Raw genomic sequence first — 20,988 nt, 5'->3', positions numbered from 1 at the left:
CTCCAGCTTTCTCCCGGCAGAACGAATTCAGTATGTACGCACGCTGTCCCAGACGTTGCAAAGGCTGCGGTAGCGCGCGGCCATGTCGGCGATTGCTTCTTCGTCGCTTATTGAACCGTTCAGCCATTTGCGCGCTGCATCGCCAAAGATCGTGCGTCCCACTGCGAAGCCTTTGACGAGGTCGAACTCGGCAGCAATTGCGAGGCTGGCTTCGAGGTCTTCGGCAGGTGCGTCCAGTCCCAAAACAACAATGCCGCGTGTGTGTGCATCGTTGCGTATGATCGCGTCACAGGCATTGGCCCAGGCTGCTTTGGTTTTCATGGGCTCGAGCTTCCACCAGTCGGGATAGACGCCGATCTCATAAAAGCGCTCGATCACGCGTGCTGTGGTGTCATCGTCAATAGGGCCTGCTTTGGACGGAATGATTTCCAAAAGGAATTCCAGTCGATTGCGCCGAGCGGCTGCAAAAAGACGTGAGATGGTTCCTTCCTGCTCGGCCTTGAATTCAGCGCTATCATCGGGATGGTAGAAACATAATAATTTCACGACATTTTCGACGGGCCACTCGACCAGTCCACCGCAGTCCGGTCCGAGTTCCGGTTCCAGCTTGAGCGGGCGAGAGCCGGGCCATTCGGTGGGCCGCCCGATCCACAAGCCCGTGCCCGCTGCCCGGTAAAGCGCCTCTCGACCTAGCCGTCCGTCACACAATATGCCGTAACCTTCAGCGCCATTTGCCACCTGCAAGGCTGCATTCAGGCAAAGCTGCTTGAATTCACCGATCTTGTCTGTCGAAACGCCCGCCTGTGCGGCCATTTCTTCAAGCTGGATGCGGTGATCGAAAGCGAAGACGCGCATATGCGGCCAGTGACCGTTGCGATTGGTGGACCAATGTATCTGCTCCAGGGCGGCATCCTTGCGCAAAGCCTTGTTGCGAATGCCGGTCCGGAAAAAATACTGAAGCTCTTCCCAACTCGGATAGGCTGGCGTGCATCCATGCCGCGAGACTGCGAATGCTCCGCAGGCATTGGCGAGTTTGAGACTGGTCGACCAGTCTTCGCCCTTCAGCCAGCCTCGCAAAAGCCCGGACATGAACCCGTCGCCGGCGCCGAGAACGTTGAAAACGTCAATCGGGAAACCTTCGCCGCTTTGCCCTTGGTCGAGACTATTGGGAATTGCGCCTTCGAAAACCACTGCCCCCATGGAGCCGCGTTTGCACACCAGTGCAGCATTCGTCACCTGGCGCACGGCTTTCAGCGCCTCCAGCGTATCTGTCGAACCGCCCGCAATATGAAATTCCTCTTCGGTTCCGACGATGAGATCGAACAGATGGAGCGTCGACCGCAGTTTGGCGGTAACGGCTGCGGATTCGATGAAGCGGTTCTCACCGTCGCCGTGGCCGGAAAGTCCCCAGAGATTGGGGCGATAATCAATGTCGAGCGCCGTCCGACTGCCATTTTCCCGGGCAAGTCGAAGAGCCTTCAAGACGGCGGCCTCCGTCTTTGGATGTGACAAGTGTGTGCCGGTTGCCAGCACACAGCCAGATTCGGCAATGAATGCCGGGTCGATGTCTTCCTCGCACAAAGCCATGTCGGCACAATTCTCGCGATAGAAGATCAACGGGAAATGCTGTTGGTCGCGAATGCCGAGAATAACGAGAGCGGTGAGGCGTTCCGGGTCGGTGACGATGCCGCGCGTGTCAACGCCTTCGCGTTCTAGCTCGCGTAGCAGGAAGCGTCCCATATGCTCGTCACCGACCCGCGTAATCAGCGCCGATTTGAGTCCGAGCCGCGCGGTTCCAGTCGCAATATTGGTGGGAGAGCCACCGACATATTTGTTGAAGGAGGCCATGTCTTCCAGAAGACCGCCAACCTGTGCGCCGTACAGGTCAACCGAAGATCGGCCAATTGTAATCAAGTCGAGCCGCTTCACTACATCCTCCCTCATTCTTCTCTTATTGCTGCATGGCTGTGCATGATTCACACATAGCAGTTATTCCATTTTCGATTAAAATAGATTTATTATTCTATTTCAACTGAAAAATGGAATATGCGCGGAAAGGGTTAGTCGTTCTGACGTGCTGTCCCTACGGCGACAGCGAGCGCTATGGCGAGACAAAGCGTTGCGGAGAGTGAACGGAATGCACCAAAATCGACTTCCGAAACCAGCAAAGTCTGCTTGGCGGATTTACTCATAGGGCTGACAAATGTGTCGGTAATGCCAACGACGTTGATGCCGCGCGCGGCGACGGTTTCGGCCATGGCGACCGTTTCCGGTGAATAAGGGGAAAAAGTAATCGCCAGAAGCACGTCGCCTTCGCGAATAGCATGCAGGTTCTCCAGTTTGCCAACGGCACTATGCAGCATGGCAGGTACCTGCATTTTCTCCAGCGCGTAAGCCATGTAGCTCGCGACGGGAAAAGCACGGCGGATGCCGACGATGTGAATTGTCTTCGCGCTGGCCAAAAGCTGAACGGCCTTTTCCAGTGCAACCGGATCAATGGTCTTGAGCAAACCTTCAAGGGAAGTGCGACCTGCTTCGGCAAATTCGGCGAGAAGGGCGGGGGCGCTGCCTGTTGCCGTTTCTCGCAAATGCTGCAGTCTGGTTGAATAGTCAGGCCAGCCCCCCGCATAGGATTCCCGGAATAGCTTCTGCATCTCCGAAAAACCGGAGAAGCCCATGATCTGGCAGAAGCGCATGAAGGCGGAACTCTGTACGCCTGCGCCCTCAGCCATCTCGGCGACGGTCGACACTGCGATACGATCCTGGTTGGCAGCAACGAAATCGGCGCACTGTTTCAGTCTCTTCGGCAAACGGTCGGAAACCTCTAGCAGCTTCGCCTCGAATTCCTTGATATTCGTTGGAACGCTGATTGATGACGGTGTAGGGGAATCCATCATTGGCCCTCAATATGATCTCTTGACAATCTTTATGTCACATTCTAGCAAAATAGAATAAATATTCTATAACATATCTTCGGCTGACTGAAGATGGCCAGTTTCCTGGGAGGGTAAGGCAATGGTGACACGTTTGGCACTGCTCGGCGCGGGCCGTATCGGCAAGGTTCATGCCGGCGCAATCGCGGCGGACAAGCGGGCTCAACTAATCGCCGTTGCGGACGCCAATGAGGCGGCGGCAAGGGTAATCGCCGATTCTGCCGGTGCGGACGTTCGAACCATCGACGAAATCGAGAAGTCGGACGATATAGATGCAGTGCTGATATGCACACCGACCAATACCCACGCCGATCTTATTGAACGGTTTTCGCGTGCCGGCAAGGCTGTTTTCTGTGAGAAGCCGATCGATCTTGATCTTGCACGCGTTCGAGCCTGCCTGAATGTCATTCGCGAAACCAGTGGAAAGGTGATGCTGGGCTTCAATCGCCGTTTCGATCCGCATTTCGCAGCAGTACGCAAAGCCATTGAAGACGGACGCATCGGCAATGTTGAAATGGTGACAATCACCAGCCGCGACCCAGGTGCGCCGCCTGCTGAATATATAAAGGTATCCGGCGGCATTTTCCGTGACATGACGATCCATGATTTTGACATGGCGCGTTTCCTTCTCGGTGAGGAAATCGAGAGTGTCTCGGCCTCGGCCTCAGTGCTTGTCGATCCAAAGATCGGAGAACTCGGAGATTACGATAGTGCGAGCGTCATCCTGACGACCCCTTCCGGTCGGCAGTGCGTTATTTCCAATTCACGTCGCGCTTCCTATGGCTATGACCAACGGATCGAAGTCCATGGATCTCTCGGCGCTGTTTCGGCGGAGAACCAGCGTCCAGTCTCGATAGAAATAGCTTCCAGAGATGGCTATAACCGCCCGCCACTGCATGATTTTTTCATGACGCGCTATACCGCTGCTTACGCGGCGGAAATAGCTTCGTTTATCGATGCACTTGATACAGGCAAAGCACCGCACCCTTCGGCAGAGGATGGATTGCAAGCTTTGGCTCTGGCTGAGGCGGCTCTTCGTTCGGTCAAGGAAGGCCGCACTGTCAAAGTTGCGGAAGTCCTCGGATAGGGCGGTAATTTCGTTTGCCTTTTCCCGCAATCGGCTGCGATAAGCGGGATATGGCCTACAAGATCGACGATTTGCCGTTCGAAGAGTTTTTCGTACCCGTTAGCAAGGCTACGGCGGCTCTGGTGCGTCTTGACGAACGGCTTGCGCGCTCGCCCATTCGCGAGGGTATGGTCGAGCGGATGCACATGCATGATGCGGTTGCGTCAATGTGGCTTGAAGGTGAGCTCGTGCATATGGAAGACTTGGTCTTGCACGACGCCTTGATGGACAGCCGAATGCCAAGCCATGCGCTGACCATCGCGCATGCCGTGTTACGTATGCGCCGGCAGATTGCCGGTAAGTCTGCTGACTGGGCTCTGGGGTCCACTGGTATTCAGCAATTGCTTGGCCGCGCTGTTAATGCCACGCCCCTCAGCGAGATTGAACCGTCCGAAGCAATGGATGATGTCGATCCACTGCTCAACGATATTGATAGCTTGCTTGCGCGGACCGACGCACTTTTGAAAGGTGCTGTTTCTGACAGACCCAAACTGGAAACTGCCGTGCACGATGCCTTGCTTTACGACGACGACTGGGACGAAGATACGCGCCTGCAGGAATGGAGGGATTGTCTTGCAGCGACAAGACATCTGCCGCCACTTATGCGAGCGGCATTGGTTCACGACGCCTGGTTTTCTCTGGAGGTTGTGCAGCGATCATCATGGATTGGGCGATTGTTGACTGCCGCTTTCCTGCGCCAGAGCTGCGTTGCAGTAGGGCATCTGCCGGCAATCAGCCTCGGTCTTCGCGCGAAACGTCGAGATGAACGCCGTTCGCCCAACCGTACGATCCGTCTCAAGGCGTTTTTTGAAAGCATCGAAGACGCTGCCGACACGACTATGAAGGAGCACGACCGGTTGCTGTTGGCGCGTGAGCAGATGCGACGTAAACTCAAGGGACGCAGATCCAACTCGCGATTGCCGCAACTGATGGAAATGGTCCTACACAGACCGCTTATTTCCAGCCAGATGGTGGAGAAGGAATTGCAGGTCACGCAGCAGGGGGCTTTAAAACTGATCTCGGAGCTCAATCTGAGAGAAATCACCGGACGCGGACGCTTTCGTGCCTGGGGAATTCTTTAGCCAGGCTTCATGCATTTGCCGCGAAGATGCTCGGCGAAGAGCTGGAATTCGTTGCGGCGGGCGGCGTTGGAACGCCAGACGAGGACCAGTGAGCGGTAATTGTTCTTGCCTTCATACGGAACGATGCTCAACTCCGTTCCGCGCGTGACCCCGGCCTTGACCGCCACTTCGGGCAGAAGTGTAACCCCCATCCCGAACTCAACGAGTTGCACCAATGTCATTATTGATGTGGCATGAACGTCGCCATCCGCTTGTGCAGGTGTGGATCCTATAGCGGCCATAACGTGTTCACGAAGACAATGCCCGGTTTCCAGTAGAAGAAATGGCTGGTCCTGCAAGTCATCTGCCTCAACCCGATCGCGATTGGCCAACGCATGATCGCGTCGTACCGCCAGAAAGAATATGTCCTGCCCAAGCTCGGCCACTTCAAACTCGTCGAGATCATAAGGATGAGCAACGAGTGCGACATCAAGCGATCCTGAACGCAAGCTGTCGAGCAAGGAGCGGGTCAGGCCTTCGCGAATAGTCAATTGCAATTCGGGAAAGGCTTTGGCGGTTGCAGGCAGGACTTTTGGTAGTAGAAACGGAGCGATCGACGGAATAACGCCCATCCGCAGTCTGGTCGTGAGCGGGCGCTCGGCCTGTCGTGCATGTTCGGGTAGTTCCTCGATGAGAGCTACAATAGTGCGGGCACGCGCCAGAAAGTCTTCGCCAGCGGGCAAAAGCTGCATCCGTCGACCCGAGCGGTCGATCAGCATTACGCCAAGCTCTGTCTCGAGTGCCTGGATCGCTGCACTCAACGTAGACTGGGTAATGCCCACGACCTCCGCTGCACGCGAAAAAGACCCAGCTTTGACAAGAGCCATAAAGTAATGGAGCTGACGGACGCTTATGTTGAGCATTGAATCTTGCAGTTCTTCTCATCGCAAAAATCGATAAATTTGATCGTTATAATCGCTTTGACCGATTTAACAAGAAGCCCTATATATGAATCGCAGACGGGAAATTCTGAAAGTTCAGAAATTTCCGTATAACAATTGAATTTACAGGCAGGTATAAAATGCTCGGTATCGGCGACAAGCTTCCCTCCTTCAAGGTCACCGGCGTAAAGCCCGGCTTCAACCATCATGAAGAAAATGGTGTTTCGGCATTTGAAGAAATCACCGAAGCAAGCTTCGCGGGCAAGTGGAAGGTTATCTTCTTTTACCCGAAGGACTTCACCTTTGTTTGCCCGACCGAAATCGCAGAATTTGCGCGTCTTGCAACGGACTTCGAAGACCGTGACGCGGTCGTTCTTGGTGGCTCGACCGACAATGAATTCGTGAAGCTCGCATGGCGTCGCGATCACAAGGATCTCGATAAGCTGCCGATTTGGTCGTTTGCCGACACGAATGGCTCGCTGGTTGATGGTCTTGGCGTTCGCTCGCCGGATGGTGTGGCATACCGCTATACCTTTGTTGTCGACCCGGACAACACGATCCAGCATGTTTACGCAACCAACCTCAACGTTGGCCGCGCTCCCAAGGACACACTGCGCGTTCTCGATGCGTTGCAGACCGATGAGCTCTGCCCATGCAACCGCGAAGTCGGTGGCGAGACGCTCAAGGCTGCCTGATCGGTCCCAATTATCGGCAGAAAGGCGGGTCAAGGCCCGCCTTTCTTTTATCCAATATCCAAATGACAGATACAGAGGGTTCCATGTCCATTGATGATCTGAAGTCAAAAATTCCGGATTTCGCCAAGGACGTTCGTCTTAATCTTTCGTCGATGGCAAGCGACGAAACGCTGACACCACAGCAAAAGTACGGCCTGTTCGTCGCCTGCGGTATTGCCTCCCGCAATGTAGACGTGCGCAAGGCGCTTGTTGCGGAAGCCGCTACCAAGGTCGACGCTTCCGTCATTCAGGCAGCAAAGTCGGCTGCGTCGATCATGGGCATGAACAATGTCTATTACCGCTTCGTACATCTTGCGACCAACAAGGACTATCGCACCATGCCAGCGAAGCTGCGTATGAATGTGATCGGTAATCCGGGTGTCGATAAGGTCGACTTCGAACTCTGGTCGCTGGCCGTGTCTGCGATCAACGGCTGTGGCATGTGCATCGATGCACATGAGGATGTTCTGCGCAAGGCCAATATGACGTCGGAAACGATCCAGACTGCCGTGCGTTTTGCCTCGATCATCCAGTCGGTGGCTATCGCGCTGGAAGCTGCTGACGTCGAATAAGAGCTGAAAGCTCCTTAACAAGAAAAGCCCGCGTGGATCGCTCCATGCGGGCTTTTTGTTTCGTAGGGTTTATCACTCGCCGCGCTTGAACGAGATGAATGCAAAACCGATCAGCGAGATGACCGCAGCAGCAGACATGTAATAGCCGACATAGTCGAAGCTATAATGCGTTGCGAGCCAAGTCGCGATATAGGGCGCAACCGAAGCACCGAGAATACCCGCCAGATTGAAGGTCAGCGAAGCGCCGGTGTAGCGGACCGAGGTTGGGAACGGCTCGGCCAGAGCTGCACCGATTGGACCATAGGTGAGGCCCATCAAACCAAAGCCGATGATAAGGAATGCGAGAACGCCAGCCGTACCAGCCATGAACAAAGGTGCCATGATGAAGCCGTAGAGGCCGATCAGGACAGTGACGATGATCATGACCGGACGCATGCCGAAGCGGTCGGACAATAGGGCTGCTACCGGAATCATGAGGCCGAAGAAGATCACGCCAACCATCTGAAGAATAAGAAATTCCTCGCGGCTGTAGCCAAGGGCGCGTGTACCCCAGCCGAGTGAGAAGACTGTCATGAGATAGAATAGGACGAAGGTTGCAACAGCAGCGATGGTGCCGAGAAACAGGCTCATCTTGTGTTTCTTGAACAGAGCCGCAACCGGAACCTCAACACGTTCAGCCTTATCGATTGCCTTCTGGAATTCTGGTGTTTCAGCGATTTTCAGACGGATGAACAGACCAACGCCAACCAGCAGGGCGCTGGCGATGAAAGGAATACGCCAGCCGAATGCAAAGAATTGTTCTTCGGTGAGCAGTTCGGCCAGAAGGAGAAAGATACCTGTCGCCAGAATGAAGCCCACTGGAGCACCTAGCTGCGGGAACATGCCGTACCATGTGCGCTTGCCTTCCGGTGCATTCTCTGTTGCAAGCAGTACTGCGCCGCCCCATTCGCCACCGAGACCGAGCCCCTGACCCAGGCGGCACAGAGCTAGCAGGAGGGCTGCCCAGACGCCGATCGAATCATAGGTTGGCAGAAAGCCGATGGCGACTGTGGAGATACCCATAGTCATGAGCGCTGCAACCAGCGTCGCCTTGCGGCCGACTTTATCCCCGAAGTGACCGAACAGTGCGCCACCGATGGGGCGGGCAAAGAATGCAATCGCAAAGGTCGCCAGAGATTGAAGAAGGGCGGAATTGCCGTCGCTCGCAGGGAAGAAGAGATGCGGGAATACGATCACCGCAGCGGTTGCGTAAATATAGAAGTCGAAGAACTCGATCGTGGTACCGATCATGCTCGCGGCCAGAACACGGCGCGCGGAATTTTTCTGCGGAGCAACCGCTACAGCGACAGTCATTGTTTCAAATCCAATATTTGCGGGCAGTCAAAATTTGGGGGAGGAGCCCGAGATGTGGTTCTTTAAAGCCGCGGAACATAGAATCGCAAGCAGAAAACGGCTTTTAAGCAATTTTATGATTTCGAATGCGATGTTTTGGAAAGAAAACGAAAGTGGGTAAAATTCTCGTCAGCGCTCCGCTTGGTCTTTTATTTGCCGTAACGGAAGACTAGATTTCCAGTGCCGTCGGTTTTGGAAGCGAAGATGTATCGAGCACAGTATGATGTCGGTTTGAGGAATACGGCACGAGGTCATGCGTTCTTGCGTCTGCCCTCCCGTGTGCTCATGACATTGCTATCGCTTTTGTTTCTTGTTTCGGTACAGCTTTGTTATGCAATGGCGCATGATGCGCCGTATGTGCCGGTGGTTTCTGATGTCGGTGCGGTTGGGCCGCATCACATGGGCGGCACCGGGCCATCGTCGGACGTAGGCAAAACTGCCCCGATGGATCATGGTGTCAAAACACCAAATGCTTGCGTCATGATGATATGTGGCTGTGTATTTCAGCTCGGTGCTGATTTGCGTTCGTTTGCTCCCGCACAGGATTTTGGCTTGCCCCCGCTCGCGGCGGCTCTAAGCGGAAAATCTCCCAAAGGTGATTTACGACCTCCCATATCGCTTCAGGCCTGATCTGGAAATCGCCGCCGAGTTTTGGCGGCTATCATGATTATTGTCTGGAGACTTACTATGTCTGGAATTACACGCCGCCGCCTGCTGACCCTTGGGGCAGGGGCCACCTTTGTTACTGCCATTCGCACTTTTGACAGCCTGGCCCAAGATGCACATCAGCAAATGGGCCACGGTGCATCTGCCCCATCGACCTCTCCGGCCGGTCGGCCTTTGCCTTTGCCGCCGCTGGTCGAACCTGATGCATCAGGTGTCGTTCAGTTGAAAGTACAGACCGGACGACACAGCTTTGAAGAAGGAAGCGAAGCGGCATCGGCTGGCATCAATGGTGCCTATCTTGGCCCGCTGGTGCGCTTGAAGAATGGGGAAACGGTCACTCTTTCCGTCGAAAATGGTATGGATGAAGGGACCACTCTTCATTGGCATGGGCTTTTCGTTCCGTCCATACTCGACGGCGGACCTCATAATGTGATTGCGGCGGGCAAGACCTGGCAGCCAAAAGTCAAAGTTGAACAGCCGGCTTCGTTCAACTGGTTCCATCCGCACTTGCATGGCAACACCGCCCGTCAGGCGCATTTGGGCATTGCCGGTCTCATGGTTGTGACTGACGGAAAGGATGCTGAACGCGGACTGCCAGAAGATTACGGTGTGGACGATATTCCACTGGTACTTCAGGATCGCCGGGTAGTTGAGGGCAACAAGGTTTACGAGCCCGACATTATGGATTTGATGCACGGTTTCCGTGGCAGCAAGCTTATTGTGAACGGTGTCGTTTCACCGGAAGCACGTGTCCCTGCATCCATCGTCCGTCTGCGCATCTTGAATGGCGCCAATGCGCGAAATTTTCATGTTCGTTTGAGCGATGATCGGCCTTTGCTTGTAGTAGCATCGGATGGTGGATTTATTGGAAACCCTGAACCAGTTGAAAGGCTGACCATTAGTCCTGGTGAACGCTATGAAGTTCTTGTTGATTTTTCCAAGGGCGAGGCGGCTGACTTGCTGACCTACGGCGACGATAGCGGAGGTGACGATCTGCACTTGATGCGGTTTGTCGTAGACGCTGCATTGCAGGGGAAAATCACGACGCTTCCAGATCGTCTAGACGGCCCTGATGCACCCGACGAAAAACTCTCTGTAAAGCGCCGCTCATTTTTCTTCGACGAACGTATGGCGGAAAACATGAAGCTGATGATGGCGAAGCCGTCAGCCGATCTTCATGCCGGTCATGACATGGGCAACATGGATATGGGCTCGATGCAGTCCGACGCCACCGATCACGATATGCATGGAGCCAGGAGTTCCGCCGATACAGGACCAGCGCTTGAAGCCTTGACCTCGGGCGTGGAAATGGCAATTGCGGGTAAGCCGTTTGATATGGACCGCATCGATGTCGAGGCTAAACTTGGTTCCTGGGAGATTTGGAATCTTACAACGAAAGAGATGCCGCATCCGTTCCATATCCATGGAGCATCATTTCGCATTCTTTCCCTGAACGGTAAGGCCCCTCCAGCACACCAATCGGGGTGGAAGGATACCGCATTGATCGACGGAAAGGCCGAAATACTCGTTCATTTCGACCGCGAAGCGGCGAAAAGCCATCCATTCATGTTTCATTGCCACGTTCTGGAACATGAAGATGTGGGTATGATGGCGCAGTTCGTAACGGTATAGCCTGTAACGGGCCGTGTGACAGGCGTTTGTCACACGGCCCTCATTTTTGAAGATTTTATTTTCGAACAATTTCAGACAGTGTGCGTTGTCTCTTCATCACGAACCATTGCGATCAGGAGAAAACGATGCAGCCGTTATTGATTGCTTCAGCAATGATGCTTCTGACAGTTCCCGCTGTCGCGGCAGATATGAGTGTCAAACTCTACGAAGCTCTGCCGACTGGTCAAGGAAAAGAAATCGGCACGGTCACGATCTCGCAGACTGCGGAAGGATTACAGTTCAAACCGGACCTGCATAGCCTTCCATCTGGCGAGCATGGCTTCCATGTGCACGAAAACGGAAGCTGTGCACCTGCTGAAAAGGACGGAAAAACCGTTCCGGCACAAGCCGCCGGTGGGCACTATGATCCCTCACATTCAAAGCATCATATGGGTCCGGAAGGTGAGGGGCATCTTGGTGACCTACCCTTGCTTAAAACTGATGCTGAGGGCAATGCAACGCAAAGCGTTACGGCCTCGCGCCTCAAGTCATTGGATGAAATCAAAGGCAAGGCTTTGATGGTTCACTTGGGTGGTGACAATTATTCCGATGAGCCCAAGCCACTTGGCGGTGGCGGAGCTCGGTTTGCCTGCGGTGTGATCGAATAGTCTGGATCGAAGACCTATCCCCAGTTCTCAATGCGGATTTTGGAGCCATCGGAAAATCGCGATATATGGAACGCCGATGGGTCGACGACCGGCGTTTCACCCGTAACCATGTCTGCCACAAGCTTACCAGCGCCTGGGCCGATGCCGAATCCATGCCCTGAAAACCCCGTAGCAACGATCAGCCCTTCGATACCCGGAATGGGTGAAATGACCGGGATGACATCCGGCATCGTGTCGATGAGCCCGGCCCATTCCTGTGCTATTGTTGCTGACGAGAAAGACGGAATTGTCTGCTTCAGCTTCGCAAGTACCTGAGCGTTGGAGGCCTTGTGTGGAGCAGGGTCGAGCGTTCGGATTTTCTCGAAGATGGAGATTTGATCAGCAGGACGAAGCTTCCATTGGAACGCTTCTTCGAAGAAGCGTTCACCAAACCGGAATCGCAACGACTGCCACTCTGTAGAAAGCGACGGTATAAAATCGCGGAAGAACCGGAAACTGTCAGGTACGATATCGGCGATTGAGCCGCCAAGACTCGCGACCGTATAACCACCGTCCAACCTCTTGCGCAGGGCAAAATCTGAAAATGCGATTGCGGGTTCCACACCGGCATCAATAGGCGCTGTACGGAATACGGACGAGCGAACTTTCAACTGCGGCAGATGTGCATTGAAGGCAGAGACAATAAGTCTGGACCAGGCTCCACCCGCAACTACCACTGCTTCGCATGGCAGGCGACCTTTTTCGGTAAGGACAGCGGTGGCACGGCCATTGGTCGTTTCGATACCGCGCACAGCACAATTTTGTAGAATGACAGCGCCATTTTCTTGTGCCTTTGCTGCAAATGCGGGAACGGCCTTTTGCGGTTCCGCACGACCGTCGAGCGGCGTAATCATGCCGCCGGCAAGGCGACGATTGATCCCCGGTGCAAGTGCTGCAGCTTGTTTGGCATTGAGAAGTTCCGTTTCGATACCATGCTCGCGGGCGATCTTGATCCACTCGGCATAAAGAGCCATTTGCTCTTCTTTTTCAGCCGTGTAAGCAATTCCGGTAACGTGGAAGCCGGTTTCGCGGCCTGTGCGCTCGTTCATGCTGTCCCATAGCCGCATACTCTCGACGATGAGCGGCATTTCGCGGCTGTCACGGCCCGTGCGGCGGCACCAGCCCCAGTTACGGCTCGATTGTTCACCTGCGATCTCTCCCTTCTCAAGGAGGGTGACGGGAATACCGCGTTCGGCCAGGAAGAGGGCGGTCGAAACACCGATGACGCCGCCGCCAATGATGGCGATCTTGGTTTCTTGCGGCATGCTTTCTGCTGTCGCCACCTTATCCGTGACCGGCCCCATTTCGGTATTCTCCTGCAATGCGATTGGGTGATTTGGCATGTGGAAGCATGACGAACATGGCTCGCTTTTCATTCGCGATCAACCAGATAAGCCGTTCTAGAAATAGTTAATTACGATATTCCTGAGATATTCTATCCTGTTTTGGTAGCTTTCCGGAGAATGTGTCTCTATATCCGCCTGAACAGCAATCTGGATACGCGATCTTGCTTATGGACGCACGCAACCCGCACGACGAAAGACAGGTTTCCGGTCATTCCGGTCCGGCGTTAAGTTTGTCCGATATCAGCCGCCAGTTTGGTGCTGTGCGTGCGCTCAACGATGTCTCTCTCGATGTTCATGCAGGCGAAATCATTTGTCTGGTTGGTCATTCCGGTTGTGGAAAGACTTCCCTGTTGCGTATCATCGCTGGCATCGATGCTCCAGACAGTGGAATACTTACGATGGGGGGGCAGACGCTTGTTGGTCCTTCTGTTTTCGTTGAGCCAGAGAAGCGGAATGTTGGTGTCGTCTTTCAGGACTACGCCTTGTTTCCGCATCTGACGGTCAAGGAAAATATTGTTTTTGGCTTGCGGAGAATGCCCCGCGACGAGGCAAATGCGCGGGCAAAAGAGCTTCTGGAACTGGTGTCGCTCTTTCATATGGCGGAGCGTTACCCGCATATGTTGTCAGGTGGCGAACAGCAGCGCGTTGCGCTCGTTCGGGCTCTTGCGCCGAAACCACATCTTCTGTTGATGGACGAGCCATTTTCAAATCTTGATAGAGGTCTGCGCGCGCGGGTTCGTCGTGAGACGGTAGCCTTGTTGAGGGAGCTTGGTACAACGGCGATTATCGTAACCCATGAGGCTGAAGAAGCGCTGTCTACCGGGGATCGTGTGGTCCTGATGCGAACTGGCGAGATAGTACAAAGCGGCACGGCGCGCGAACTGCATGACCGGCCAGCGAACCGTTATGCAGCAGATTTTTTCTGTGACTTCAATGTGATACCGGGAAGAGTCGAAGGCAATAAGTTGGTCACTCCTTTTGGAGGGCTTGTCCTAGCAGAGCAACTTGAGCCGAATACCGAAGTGTTTGTTTATCTGCGTCCGCGTGATTTCACCATTCTGACCAATGGTGATACCAGCGATGCTTCATTCCACGGCCACATCGAATCCCGTACGTTTTTCGGTGAAATCGAGGAGCTTGTCGTGCACGTGGCGAATGCGGTTCCACGCCTGCGGGTGCGTACAGAACTACGGCTTCCGGCATCGGCTAAAGAGATTGTTCTATGCCCGCATTGGGATAAGGCGCTCATTTTTCCCAGGTGACAAAAATATAGGCCGCCAAAGTTGCATGGGTAATTGACCGTCAGCGAGGCTCGCCGTATAACTTGATTAATCTACTCATAATTCAAAATGAAACAGGTCCATCTGGAGGTAAAATGTCCAAGTTTGCGCGTTCCGGTCTCGCTCTCGTCGCAGTAACGCTGTTCGCAGGAGTCGCCCACGCAGATGAAGTGAACATTTACACGACACGCGAGCCGGGCCTCATTCAGCCTCTGCTCGATGCTTTCAAATCGTCCACTGGAATTACGGTCAATACGGTGTTTCTGAAGGATGGTCTGGCAGAACGTGTGGCCTCTGAAGGTACAAATTCGCCCGCCGATATCCTCATGACGGTGGATGCCGGTAATCTAGTCGATCTTGTCGACAAGGGCCTTACCCAGCCTGTCGATTCCAGGGTATTGAAAGAGGCTGTGCCGGAGCAGCTTCGCGATGCGAAGGATAACTGGTTCGCGCTGTCCATGCGCGCTCGTGTTGTCTATGCAGCCAAGGATCTGGAACTCGACAAGATCAATTATGAAGACCTCTCCGATCCGAAGTGGAAGGGTAAAGTCTGCATCCGTGCAGGCCAGCATCCCTACAATACGGCTCTCTTTGCGGATTATATTGCGCATTATGGTGCGGAAAAGACAGAAGAATGGCTCAAGGGCCTCAAGGACAATCTCGCACGCAAGGCTGCAGGCGGGGATCGCGACGGCGCCAAGGATATCCTCGGTGGTATTTGCGATATCGCGGTGGCCAATTCCTATTATGTCGGCCTGATGCGTTCAGGCAAGGGTGGTGACGAACAGAAGGCCTGGGGCGAAGGCATCAAGGTCTTGCTGCCAACCTTCAAGGATGGCGGCACGCAGGTCAATATCAGCGGCGCTGCTGTCGCAAAGCATGCACCTCACAAGGAAGAGGCAGTCAAGCTGCTTGAATACCTTGTCTCCGATGAGGCGCAACAGATCTATGCGAAGGCCAATTACGAATATCCGGTCAAGCCGGGTGCGCCACTTGATCCGATCGTGGAATCGTTCGGCGAACTTAAGATTGACAACGTTCCGCTGTCCGAAATTGTCAGTCACCGCAAGCAGGCGAGCGAACTGGTCGACAAAGTCGGTTTCGACAACTAAAAGCCGATTGAATTAAGCAGAATAGCGCCGGTGCAGTTCATGCGCCGGCGTTGCACTATAGAGAGACCAATGGAAGCTTTTGCAACCCTGCGGAAACGAGTTTTGCAACCTGCAAGGGCAGGGCGCAATTGGCTATGGCTCTCGGTCTTCGTTGCGGTTCTGGTGTTGCTGCCGGTCCTCGCTCTGGTATTGGAAGCCATGCGTGGTTCAACCGGGCTATGGACGCATCTGTTCGCTACCAACCTTCCAACGGCCTTTCTCGAAACAATAGTTCTGCTTACCGGCGTCGGCATTATCGCTGCGGTTGTTGGAACATCGACGGCATGGCTGGTGACGGCTTATGATTTTCGTGGGCGTGGCGTGCTGGAATGGGCACTTTTGCTGCCATTGGCCGTGCCGACTTACATTATCGCCTATGCCTATCTTGATATTCTGCACCCCGTTGGTCCGGTACAAGGCGCTGTCCGTTTCGTACTGGGATATGATAGTCCGCGCCAGTTTCGGTTGCCCGATATCCGTTCGATGGCAGGATGCATTATTCTTCTGGGTTTCGTCCTCTACCCATATGTCTACATCCCGACGCGAGCTATGTTTCTCACCCAGTCCGCCAGCCTCATTGAGGCGGCAAGAACCCTGGGTGTTAGCCGCAAGGGTATCTTCTGGCGGGTTGCCTTACCTCTTGCACGGCCTGCTGTAGCAGTCGGAGTCAGCCTGGCCTTGATGGAAACATTGAATGATGTGGGCGCTGCCGAGTTTTTGGGCATTCGCACATTGACCGTATCGATTTACACGACCTGGATAACGCGTTCTGATCTGCCGGGCGCGGCCCAATTGGCACTCGCTCTCCTGTTTCTGGTCGTTGCGCTTGTTTCAATTGAGCGCTGGGCGCGGCGAAAACAGCGCTTTGCTTCCAATATTCGCCATTCGCGTGGTTTTGGGCCGTTGAAAGTTAGGCGAGGGCAGGCCGCTTGGTTGTTCTGTCTCTGCTCGCTGCCAGTTATCGTTGGATTTGTTCTGCCTGCGATCTATCTGGTCGCGGAAGCCATAAAGCGTGTTCGCTTTGCTGGCGTGTCCCCGCGATTGGTCGGTGAAGCTTTCAATACAATCATCCTGGCTTCAGTGGCGACGGTTCTGGTGCTGGTTTGCGGGATGCTGATTGCTTATGCTATCCGGCTTTTTCCGGGCGCGATTTCGCGCTGGTCTTATCGCCTGTCGACGATGGGGTATGCGGCGCCTGGAACCGTAATCGCAATCGGCATTCTGGTAGTTGCTGGCGGTTTCGATCACCTCTTCAATCAGGTTACGTCACATTTCTTCGGGTTTTCGTCAGGGTTGGTACTGATCGGAACTGGCACGGCCGTCATCTACGCCTATGTCGTCCGATTTCTTGCCATCTCTGCTGGTGGAATCGATTCAGGATTGGAACGCATACCCTTGTCGCTGGATCACGCGTCGCGCACATTGGGGCGTGGGGTGACGCAGACATTTTGTGCGGTTCACTTGCCGTTGTCCAAAACTGCTATCGTGGCGGCAGGCCTGCTTGTATTCGTCGATTGTGTGAAAGAACTGCCTGCAACGCTTTTGCTGCGCCCGCTCAACGTTGAAACCTTTGCGACACATCTTTATGGTGAGGCCGCGCGTGGGACTTACGAGGAAGCGTCTATTGCCGCACTTGCTATTGTGGTGGTCGGAATTTTGCCCGTAATATTGCTTGCTCGTGTGGGAAGGCGCTTTGGAAAGCGCCCGTGATCAGTTCTTGCAACATCAACAAACGCAGATCGATATATTCCATAATTCAGAATTGCTTAAATAGTTCTTGGTACTTTGAGCACGGGAACAAAGCACAGTCTGGGTGATGCTTCTGGTTGTATTTTTATAACAGGACACTTCGGACAAAGGCGGGGTGGCATGTTTAAAGTCCTGGAATGCGTCACAGTACAACATGATCAGCCTTTTGTGGTTTTGGCAGCGTCCATTTCATTCGCGAGCATGTTCGCTTTTTTTCTGTTGCTTGTCCGCGCGCGGGAATGCACGGAAACCCGCCGCGACAATTGGCTGGCAATCAGTGCGTTCGCGGGCGGACTGGGCGTATGGGCGACCCATTTCGTGGCCATGCTCGCTTATAGCGGTACTGTGGCAATCGAGTTTGATGTCACAAGCACCGTTCTTTCGGCCGCGATAGCTGTACTCGGCTTTTGGATAAGCCTGCGTCTTTTCAACGGGGCAACATTCAAACACGCTCTGATCGTTGCCATTTCAGCGACGTTATCGATTGCAGCAATGCATTTCACAGGTATGAGCGCGATCAAGGCGGCGGCCGATGTCCACTATAATTTTCCACCGATTGTGGTCGGCAGTATTACATCGGTTATGCTTCTACTGGCTGCGTTCTGGCTTGTGACGAATGCTTCCGGATGGATGCGCATTTTGCTTCCGACTGTCGGAGGAATACTGGCTGTTTGCACGCTCCATTTCACAGCGGTTGCGTCAACTGAACTCGTTCCCAACCCGACCCTTCCAGCAGCCGATCCACTCGGTATCGGACGTCTGTGGGTGATCGGAGCCATAGCAGCAGTTGTCTGCATCGTAGCGCTGACGACAACGGTTGCTGTATTCATAGATCGTTACATGACGGACCTGAAAGGCTTTGCAAACGCCACATTGGACGGACTGGCTGTTATCCGTGATGGCGGAATAGTCGAAATGAATGCTCGGTTTTCCGATCTCATGCGGCGCAGTGAAAAGGCGCTTGTCGGTGTTGCGCCGGATACTCTTTTACTGGCGGCTGACGGGCTTCCAGTTTGCGCTCCACGTGTTGAAGCAATTGAAGCTGCGCCCCGGTTTCCAAACGATGAGCGGATCTTTGAACTTGCGGTTCATACGATCGAGTATCAGGGGCGTCCGTGTGAGGTTTTGGCCGTCCGTGATCTTACCGAGAAGCGTGCGGCTCTGCGTCAGATCGAACATATGGCACGACACGACGCGCTCACGGGTTTACCCAACCGCATGTTCTTTGAGGAGCGTCTTGCGAATGCTGTAGCGCGCCGCAGTCGCGAGCCTTTCGCCGTGCTGGCGCTCGATCTGGACCGGTTTAAGGCTGTGAACGACATTTTCGGCCACGCCGAAGGCGACCGGGTACTGAAAACCGTGTCCAGCATCTTGAAGCGAGCTATTAACGGTATAGACACGGCTGCACGTATCGGCGGCGACGAGTTCATTATTCTGCAAGTAGGTGTGCCGCAGCCCAAAGGTGCGCGGAAACTCTCCGACAAAATTCTGGACACTTTCCGGTCGGAACTGAATACAGTGCTCGATCCGACCGCTGTCGGCGTCAGCATTGGCGTTGCGATATATCCGAACGATGGGAAGGACGCTGAAGCAATCAGACACGCGGCAGACATTGCGCTTTATCGGGCAAAGACTGAGGGACGTGGTACGGTTGCGTTCTATTCACCGGAAATGGACCGGGAGATTCGAGAGCGTCGCCAGATGGAGGCAGATTTGCGCCATGCGTTGGTCCGTGGGCAGATTGGTATTGCCTATCAACCATTGTTCGCGACTGCCGATGGAAGCTGCACGGGCTATGAAGCTCTGGTTCGCTGGAGCCACCCAGAACGCGGCCAGATACCACCTGAGGTCTTCATCCCTATCGCCGAAGAAACAGGGACAATTGTGGCGCTGGGCGAGTGGGTTCTGCGTGAAGCTTGTCGCACGGCGGCCGGATGGGAAAACCATCTGACTATTGCGGTCAATCTGTCACCTGTGCAGTTCCGTCTGGTCAATCTGCCGGATACGGTCAGTTCGGTTCTTGCAGAGACTGGTCTCGATCCAGTGAGACTGGAATTGGAAGTAACGGAATCTGCCTTGATGAAGGATCGATTGACGACACTCGAACTGTTGCGGCGAATGAAGAAGCTGGGTGTTCGCATCGTTATGGACGATTTTGGCACCGGTTATTCATCGCTTAGCAATCTTCAGAGTTTTCCATTCGACAAGATCAAGATAGACCGCAGCTTCATTACCAGTATGGAAACCGATGGTAGTGCGAGAGCTATTGTCCGAGCCATTGTTGGATTGGGTCGAAGCCTCGACCTGCCCGTCGTAGCTGAGGGTATAGAAACCTTTGATCAGCATAGGATGGTGATCGAAGAGGGTTGTGAGCAGGTTCAGGGTTTCCTCTTCGGTCGTCCGGCGAACGCACCAGCTTCTGTGGATACTTCTTCGAAGTCTCCCAGCAAAAAGGGTGGCGGGCAAGTAAAGGCGAGATAAAAAACTTTGTGCTTGTGAATAACTGCGTGAACTCGGTGTTTTCGAGGGCTCTTTGCTGTGCCAAATTGTTACAAATCTGTTATTTTATGCGACTGCAAATGCTGTGTTGCAGGAATATGTCCACGAGCGAAAACTGCAAATTTCCTAGTCTTTGGAAGGGGTTGCGTGATGTTCGAGGTGCCGGGGCATCACGAATAGAGCAACGTTTTCAACACGATATTTCGCGTGATCGCAATAATAAGTGAATTTATTCGAAGGAGCTTTCCATGCTTGTAACACGTTGCGGCCACAAAGCGAAAGCTGAATAGGACGAACAGTAACAGTATTTCGGATCGTGAGACAAACCCCGTAATGGATTTCTTCGATCTTAAGCTTGGTTAAGTGGATGATGGAAACAATGCTGACTTCGCAACAATGGCTTCCGGTCGAGTTGCTCAATATCGGGCTGGCTGCTGCCCTTTTCTTTGCCTGCCTTGTTCACTCATTGTGGAAGGCCGTGTTTGATGAGCTCAATCCGGTTTTCTGGCGACGTACGGCCGCACTGCTCTGGGCTGGTATTTTCATTGTAGCGCTCAGCGGAGGGATTGAAAGTTTCAACTGGCCGCAGGCCATTGGCTGGCTTCTCGTTTTTGGCGGCGTGGTTGCAACGGTTACGCGTACCGGTATGAGCTACTATCGCCAGTATTGTGCTCATACATCGCGTAGCGTACATTCGGGCCGCACCCGACTTTCAGGGCGGTGATCACCATGTTTGCAAAGACCATCGAAATGCCTTTGCGGCTTCACCGCCCCCATAGCCTGCGCTCGTTCTTTATGCGCGCTTTTGCTGCTGCACGATCCCGTAAATATTCGTAGATCGGGCACCTGACCGGCAGTAGCCCAGAATGGGGCCTTCAGCTTCATCGAGCGCTGCTGCCATTGCATCTACATCTTCTTGCGTCAATTGTCCGCCGACAACCGGGATGTAATAAGTTGCAAGTCCGGCTTTTTCAGCGACACGTGCAATTTCGCTAAACTCGGGTTGCTCGGCCCCGCCTTCGCCATCTGGTCGATTGCAGATAATCGTTCGAAATCCCTCCGCCGCAATATCGCGTATATCGTCGGGCTCGATCTGGCCCGAAACCGAATAATTGTCGTCTACCTGGCGAATTTCCATATTTTCCTCACTTGCCGTTCAAATTGCGACGGCTTGTCCAGTGGCAACTTACATTAAAGTTGTTTTCATGCCACATGAAACT

18 protein-coding genes are annotated in these 20,988 nt (G+C 53.9%); 12 read left to right on the top strand and 6 right to left on the bottom strand.

All coding sequences use genetic code 11. The features are described 5' to 3' along the window. Positions 1-27: 27 nt before the first annotated feature. Entirely contained in the window at positions 28-1,944 is a 1,917-nt protein-coding gene (locus ACYSN1_RS10630; RefSeq protein ID WP_461725633.1) for a bifunctional 5-dehydro-2-deoxygluconokinase/5-dehydro-2-deoxyphosphogluconate aldolase, read from the bottom strand. 116 nt (positions 1,945-2,060) lie between these two features. Then, the gene (locus ACYSN1_RS10625; protein WP_461725875.1) at positions 2,061-2,894 is read right to left on the bottom strand and encodes a MurR/RpiR family transcriptional regulator; all 834 of its coding nucleotides are present in this window, start codon (positions 2,892-2,894) and stop codon (positions 2,061-2,063) included. A gap of 121 nt (positions 2,895-3,015) precedes the next feature. On the opposite strand from ACYSN1_RS10625, the gene iolG reads away from it, so the two are divergent. Together iolG and ACYSN1_RS10615 are read left to right on the top strand one after the other, a co-directional pair. Next, positions 3,016-4,020 carry an inositol 2-dehydrogenase gene (gene iolG / locus ACYSN1_RS10620; RefSeq protein ID WP_461725632.1) on the top strand — a complete coding sequence of 335 codons (1,005 nt, stop codon included), beginning with the start codon at positions 3,016-3,018 and terminating at the stop codon, positions 4,018-4,020. 50 nt (positions 4,021-4,070) lie between these two features. Next, on the top strand, positions 4,071-5,141 hold the full coding sequence (locus ACYSN1_RS10615; protein WP_461725631.1) for an RHE_PE00001 family protein: 1,071 nt from the start codon (positions 4,071-4,073) through the stop codon (positions 5,139-5,141). On the opposite strand, the gene ACYSN1_RS10610 is transcribed toward ACYSN1_RS10615, so the two are convergent. Next, entirely contained in the window at positions 5,138-6,043 is a 906-nt protein-coding gene (locus ACYSN1_RS10610; protein WP_461725630.1) for a hydrogen peroxide-inducible genes activator, read from the bottom strand. The two genes, ACYSN1_RS10615 and ACYSN1_RS10610, sit on opposite strands and share 4 nt — an antisense overlap. Positions 6,044-6,201: 158 nt before the next feature. On the opposite strand from ACYSN1_RS10610, the gene ACYSN1_RS10605 reads away from it, so the two are divergent. Together ACYSN1_RS10605 and ACYSN1_RS10600 are read left to right on the top strand one after the other, a co-directional pair. After that, a complete protein-coding gene (locus ACYSN1_RS10605) occupies positions 6,202-6,756 on the top strand; it encodes a peroxiredoxin (RefSeq protein ID WP_461725629.1) in 555 nt (184 codons plus the stop codon). 83 nt (positions 6,757-6,839) lie between these two features. Continuing rightward, positions 6,840-7,367, top strand: coding sequence for a carboxymuconolactone decarboxylase family protein (locus ACYSN1_RS10600; RefSeq protein ID WP_461725628.1), 528 nt, complete (start codon positions 6,840-6,842; stop codon positions 7,365-7,367). A gap of 72 nt (positions 7,368-7,439) precedes the next feature. Here the strand turns inward: ACYSN1_RS10600 and ACYSN1_RS10595 are convergent, their stop codons facing one another. After that, on the bottom strand, positions 7,440-8,720 hold the full coding sequence (locus ACYSN1_RS10595) for an MFS transporter (protein WP_461725627.1): 1,281 nt from the start codon (positions 8,718-8,720) through the stop codon (positions 7,440-7,442). A 243-nt stretch (positions 8,721-8,963) separates the two neighbouring features. On the opposite strand from ACYSN1_RS10595, the gene ACYSN1_RS10590 reads away from it, so the two are divergent. The 3 genes from ACYSN1_RS10590 to sodC all read left to right on the top strand — a co-directional run bounded on the left by ACYSN1_RS10590 (position 8,964) and on the right by sodC (position 11,704). Then, the gene (locus tag ACYSN1_RS10590; protein ID WP_461725626.1) at positions 8,964-9,389 is read left to right on the top strand and encodes a hypothetical protein; all 426 of its coding nucleotides are present in this window, start codon (positions 8,964-8,966) and stop codon (positions 9,387-9,389) included. Between the two features lie 57 nt (positions 9,390-9,446). After that, positions 9,447-11,057 carry a multicopper oxidase CueO gene (cueO, locus tag ACYSN1_RS10585; protein WP_461725625.1) on the top strand — a complete coding sequence of 537 codons (1,611 nt, stop codon included), beginning with the start codon at positions 9,447-9,449 and terminating at the stop codon, positions 11,055-11,057. Positions 11,058-11,182: 125 nt separating this feature from the next. Then, positions 11,183-11,704, top strand: a complete 522-nt coding sequence (sodC, locus tag ACYSN1_RS10580) for a superoxide dismutase [Cu-Zn] SodC (RefSeq protein ID WP_461725624.1) — start codon at positions 11,183-11,185, stop codon at positions 11,702-11,704. 14 nt (positions 11,705-11,718) lie between these two features. On the opposite strand, the gene ACYSN1_RS10575 is transcribed toward sodC, so the two are convergent. After that, complete coding sequence (locus ACYSN1_RS10575) at positions 11,719-13,047, bottom strand: NAD(P)/FAD-dependent oxidoreductase (protein WP_461725623.1); 1,329 nt, start codon at positions 13,045-13,047, stop codon at positions 11,719-11,721. A gap of 209 nt (positions 13,048-13,256) precedes the next feature. Between ACYSN1_RS10575 and ACYSN1_RS10570 the strand changes: the two genes are divergently transcribed. From ACYSN1_RS10570 to ACYSN1_RS10550, 5 genes are all read left to right on the top strand, one after another. Further along, positions 13,257-14,351, top strand: a complete 1,095-nt coding sequence (locus ACYSN1_RS10570; RefSeq protein WP_461725874.1) for an ABC transporter ATP-binding protein — start codon at positions 13,257-13,259, stop codon at positions 14,349-14,351. A gap of 113 nt (positions 14,352-14,464) precedes the next feature. Next, entirely contained in the window at positions 14,465-15,481 is a 1,017-nt protein-coding gene (locus tag ACYSN1_RS10565) for a Fe(3+) ABC transporter substrate-binding protein (RefSeq protein WP_461725622.1), read from the top strand. A gap of 69 nt (positions 15,482-15,550) precedes the next feature. Beyond that, the gene (locus ACYSN1_RS10560; protein WP_461725621.1) at positions 15,551-17,230 is read left to right on the top strand and encodes an ABC transporter permease; all 1,680 of its coding nucleotides are present in this window, start codon (positions 15,551-15,553) and stop codon (positions 17,228-17,230) included. A gap of 159 nt (positions 17,231-17,389) precedes the next feature. Beyond that, positions 17,390-19,750: a bifunctional diguanylate cyclase/phosphodiesterase gene (locus ACYSN1_RS10555; RefSeq protein WP_461725620.1), complete on the top strand. Its 2,361-nt coding sequence runs from the start codon at positions 17,390-17,392 to the stop codon at positions 19,748-19,750. Between the two features lie 397 nt (positions 19,751-20,147). After that, entirely contained in the window at positions 20,148-20,492 is a 345-nt protein-coding gene (locus ACYSN1_RS10550) for a hypothetical protein (RefSeq protein ID WP_461725619.1), read from the top strand. Positions 20,493-20,561: 69 nt separating this feature from the next. Here the strand turns inward: ACYSN1_RS10550 and ACYSN1_RS10545 are convergent, their stop codons facing one another. Further along, on the bottom strand, positions 20,562-20,906 hold the full coding sequence (locus ACYSN1_RS10545) for a protein tyrosine phosphatase family protein (RefSeq protein WP_140019004.1): 345 nt from the start codon (positions 20,904-20,906) through the stop codon (positions 20,562-20,564). Between the last annotated feature and the right edge of the window lie 82 nt (positions 20,907-20,988).

It is taken from the genome of Brucella sp. LJL56 (assembly GCF_054871705.1).
This window is presented reverse-complemented; position numbering and strand designations above follow the sequence as displayed.

What these genes read in the sequence shown, in the direction of transcription:
- ACYSN1_RS10575 (WP_461725623.1), bottom strand. Translation starts at nt 13,047, where the DNA reads ATGGGGCCGGTCACGGATAAGGTGGCGACAGCAGAAAGCATGCCGCAA.
- ACYSN1_RS10550 (WP_461725619.1), top strand. Translation starts at nt 20,148, where the DNA reads ATGCTGACTTCGCAACAATGGCTTCCGGTCGAGTTGCTCAATATCGGG.
- cueO (WP_461725625.1), top strand. Translation starts at nt 9,447, where the DNA reads ATGTCTGGAATTACACGCCGCCGCCTGCTGACCCTTGGGGCAGGGGCC.
- ACYSN1_RS10545 (WP_140019004.1), bottom strand. Translation starts at nt 20,906, where the DNA reads ATGGAAATTCGCCAGGTAGACGACAATTATTCGGTTTCGGGCCAGATC.
- ACYSN1_RS10590 (WP_461725626.1), top strand. Translation starts at nt 8,964, where the DNA reads ATGTATCGAGCACAGTATGATGTCGGTTTGAGGAATACGGCACGAGGT.
- ACYSN1_RS10600 (WP_461725628.1), top strand. Translation starts at nt 6,840, where the DNA reads ATGTCCATTGATGATCTGAAGTCAAAAATTCCGGATTTCGCCAAGGAC.
- iolG (WP_461725632.1), top strand. Translation starts at nt 3,016, where the DNA reads ATGGTGACACGTTTGGCACTGCTCGGCGCGGGCCGTATCGGCAAGGTT.
- ACYSN1_RS10610 (WP_461725630.1), bottom strand. Translation starts at nt 6,043, where the DNA reads ATGCTCAACATAAGCGTCCGTCAGCTCCATTACTTTATGGCTCTTGTC.
- sodC (WP_461725624.1), top strand. Translation starts at nt 11,183, where the DNA reads ATGCAGCCGTTATTGATTGCTTCAGCAATGATGCTTCTGACAGTTCCC.
- ACYSN1_RS10565 (WP_461725622.1), top strand. Translation starts at nt 14,465, where the DNA reads ATGTCCAAGTTTGCGCGTTCCGGTCTCGCTCTCGTCGCAGTAACGCTG.
- ACYSN1_RS10615 (WP_461725631.1), top strand. Translation starts at nt 4,071, where the DNA reads ATGGCCTACAAGATCGACGATTTGCCGTTCGAAGAGTTTTTCGTACCC.
- ACYSN1_RS10560 (WP_461725621.1), top strand. Translation starts at nt 15,551, where the DNA reads ATGGAAGCTTTTGCAACCCTGCGGAAACGAGTTTTGCAACCTGCAAGG.
- ACYSN1_RS10555 (WP_461725620.1), top strand. Translation starts at nt 17,390, where the DNA reads ATGTTTAAAGTCCTGGAATGCGTCACAGTACAACATGATCAGCCTTTT.
- ACYSN1_RS10625 (WP_461725875.1), bottom strand. Translation starts at nt 2,894, where the DNA reads ATGGATTCCCCTACACCGTCATCAATCAGCGTTCCAACGAATATCAAG.
- ACYSN1_RS10570 (WP_461725874.1), top strand. Translation starts at nt 13,257, where the DNA reads ATGGACGCACGCAACCCGCACGACGAAAGACAGGTTTCCGGTCATTCC.
- ACYSN1_RS10595 (WP_461725627.1), bottom strand. Translation starts at nt 8,720, where the DNA reads ATGACTGTCGCTGTAGCGGTTGCTCCGCAGAAAAATTCCGCGCGCCGT.
- ACYSN1_RS10630 (WP_461725633.1), bottom strand. Translation starts at nt 1,944, where the DNA reads ATGAGGGAGGATGTAGTGAAGCGGCTCGACTTGATTACAATTGGCCGA.
- ACYSN1_RS10605 (WP_461725629.1), top strand. Translation starts at nt 6,202, where the DNA reads ATGCTCGGTATCGGCGACAAGCTTCCCTCCTTCAAGGTCACCGGCGTA.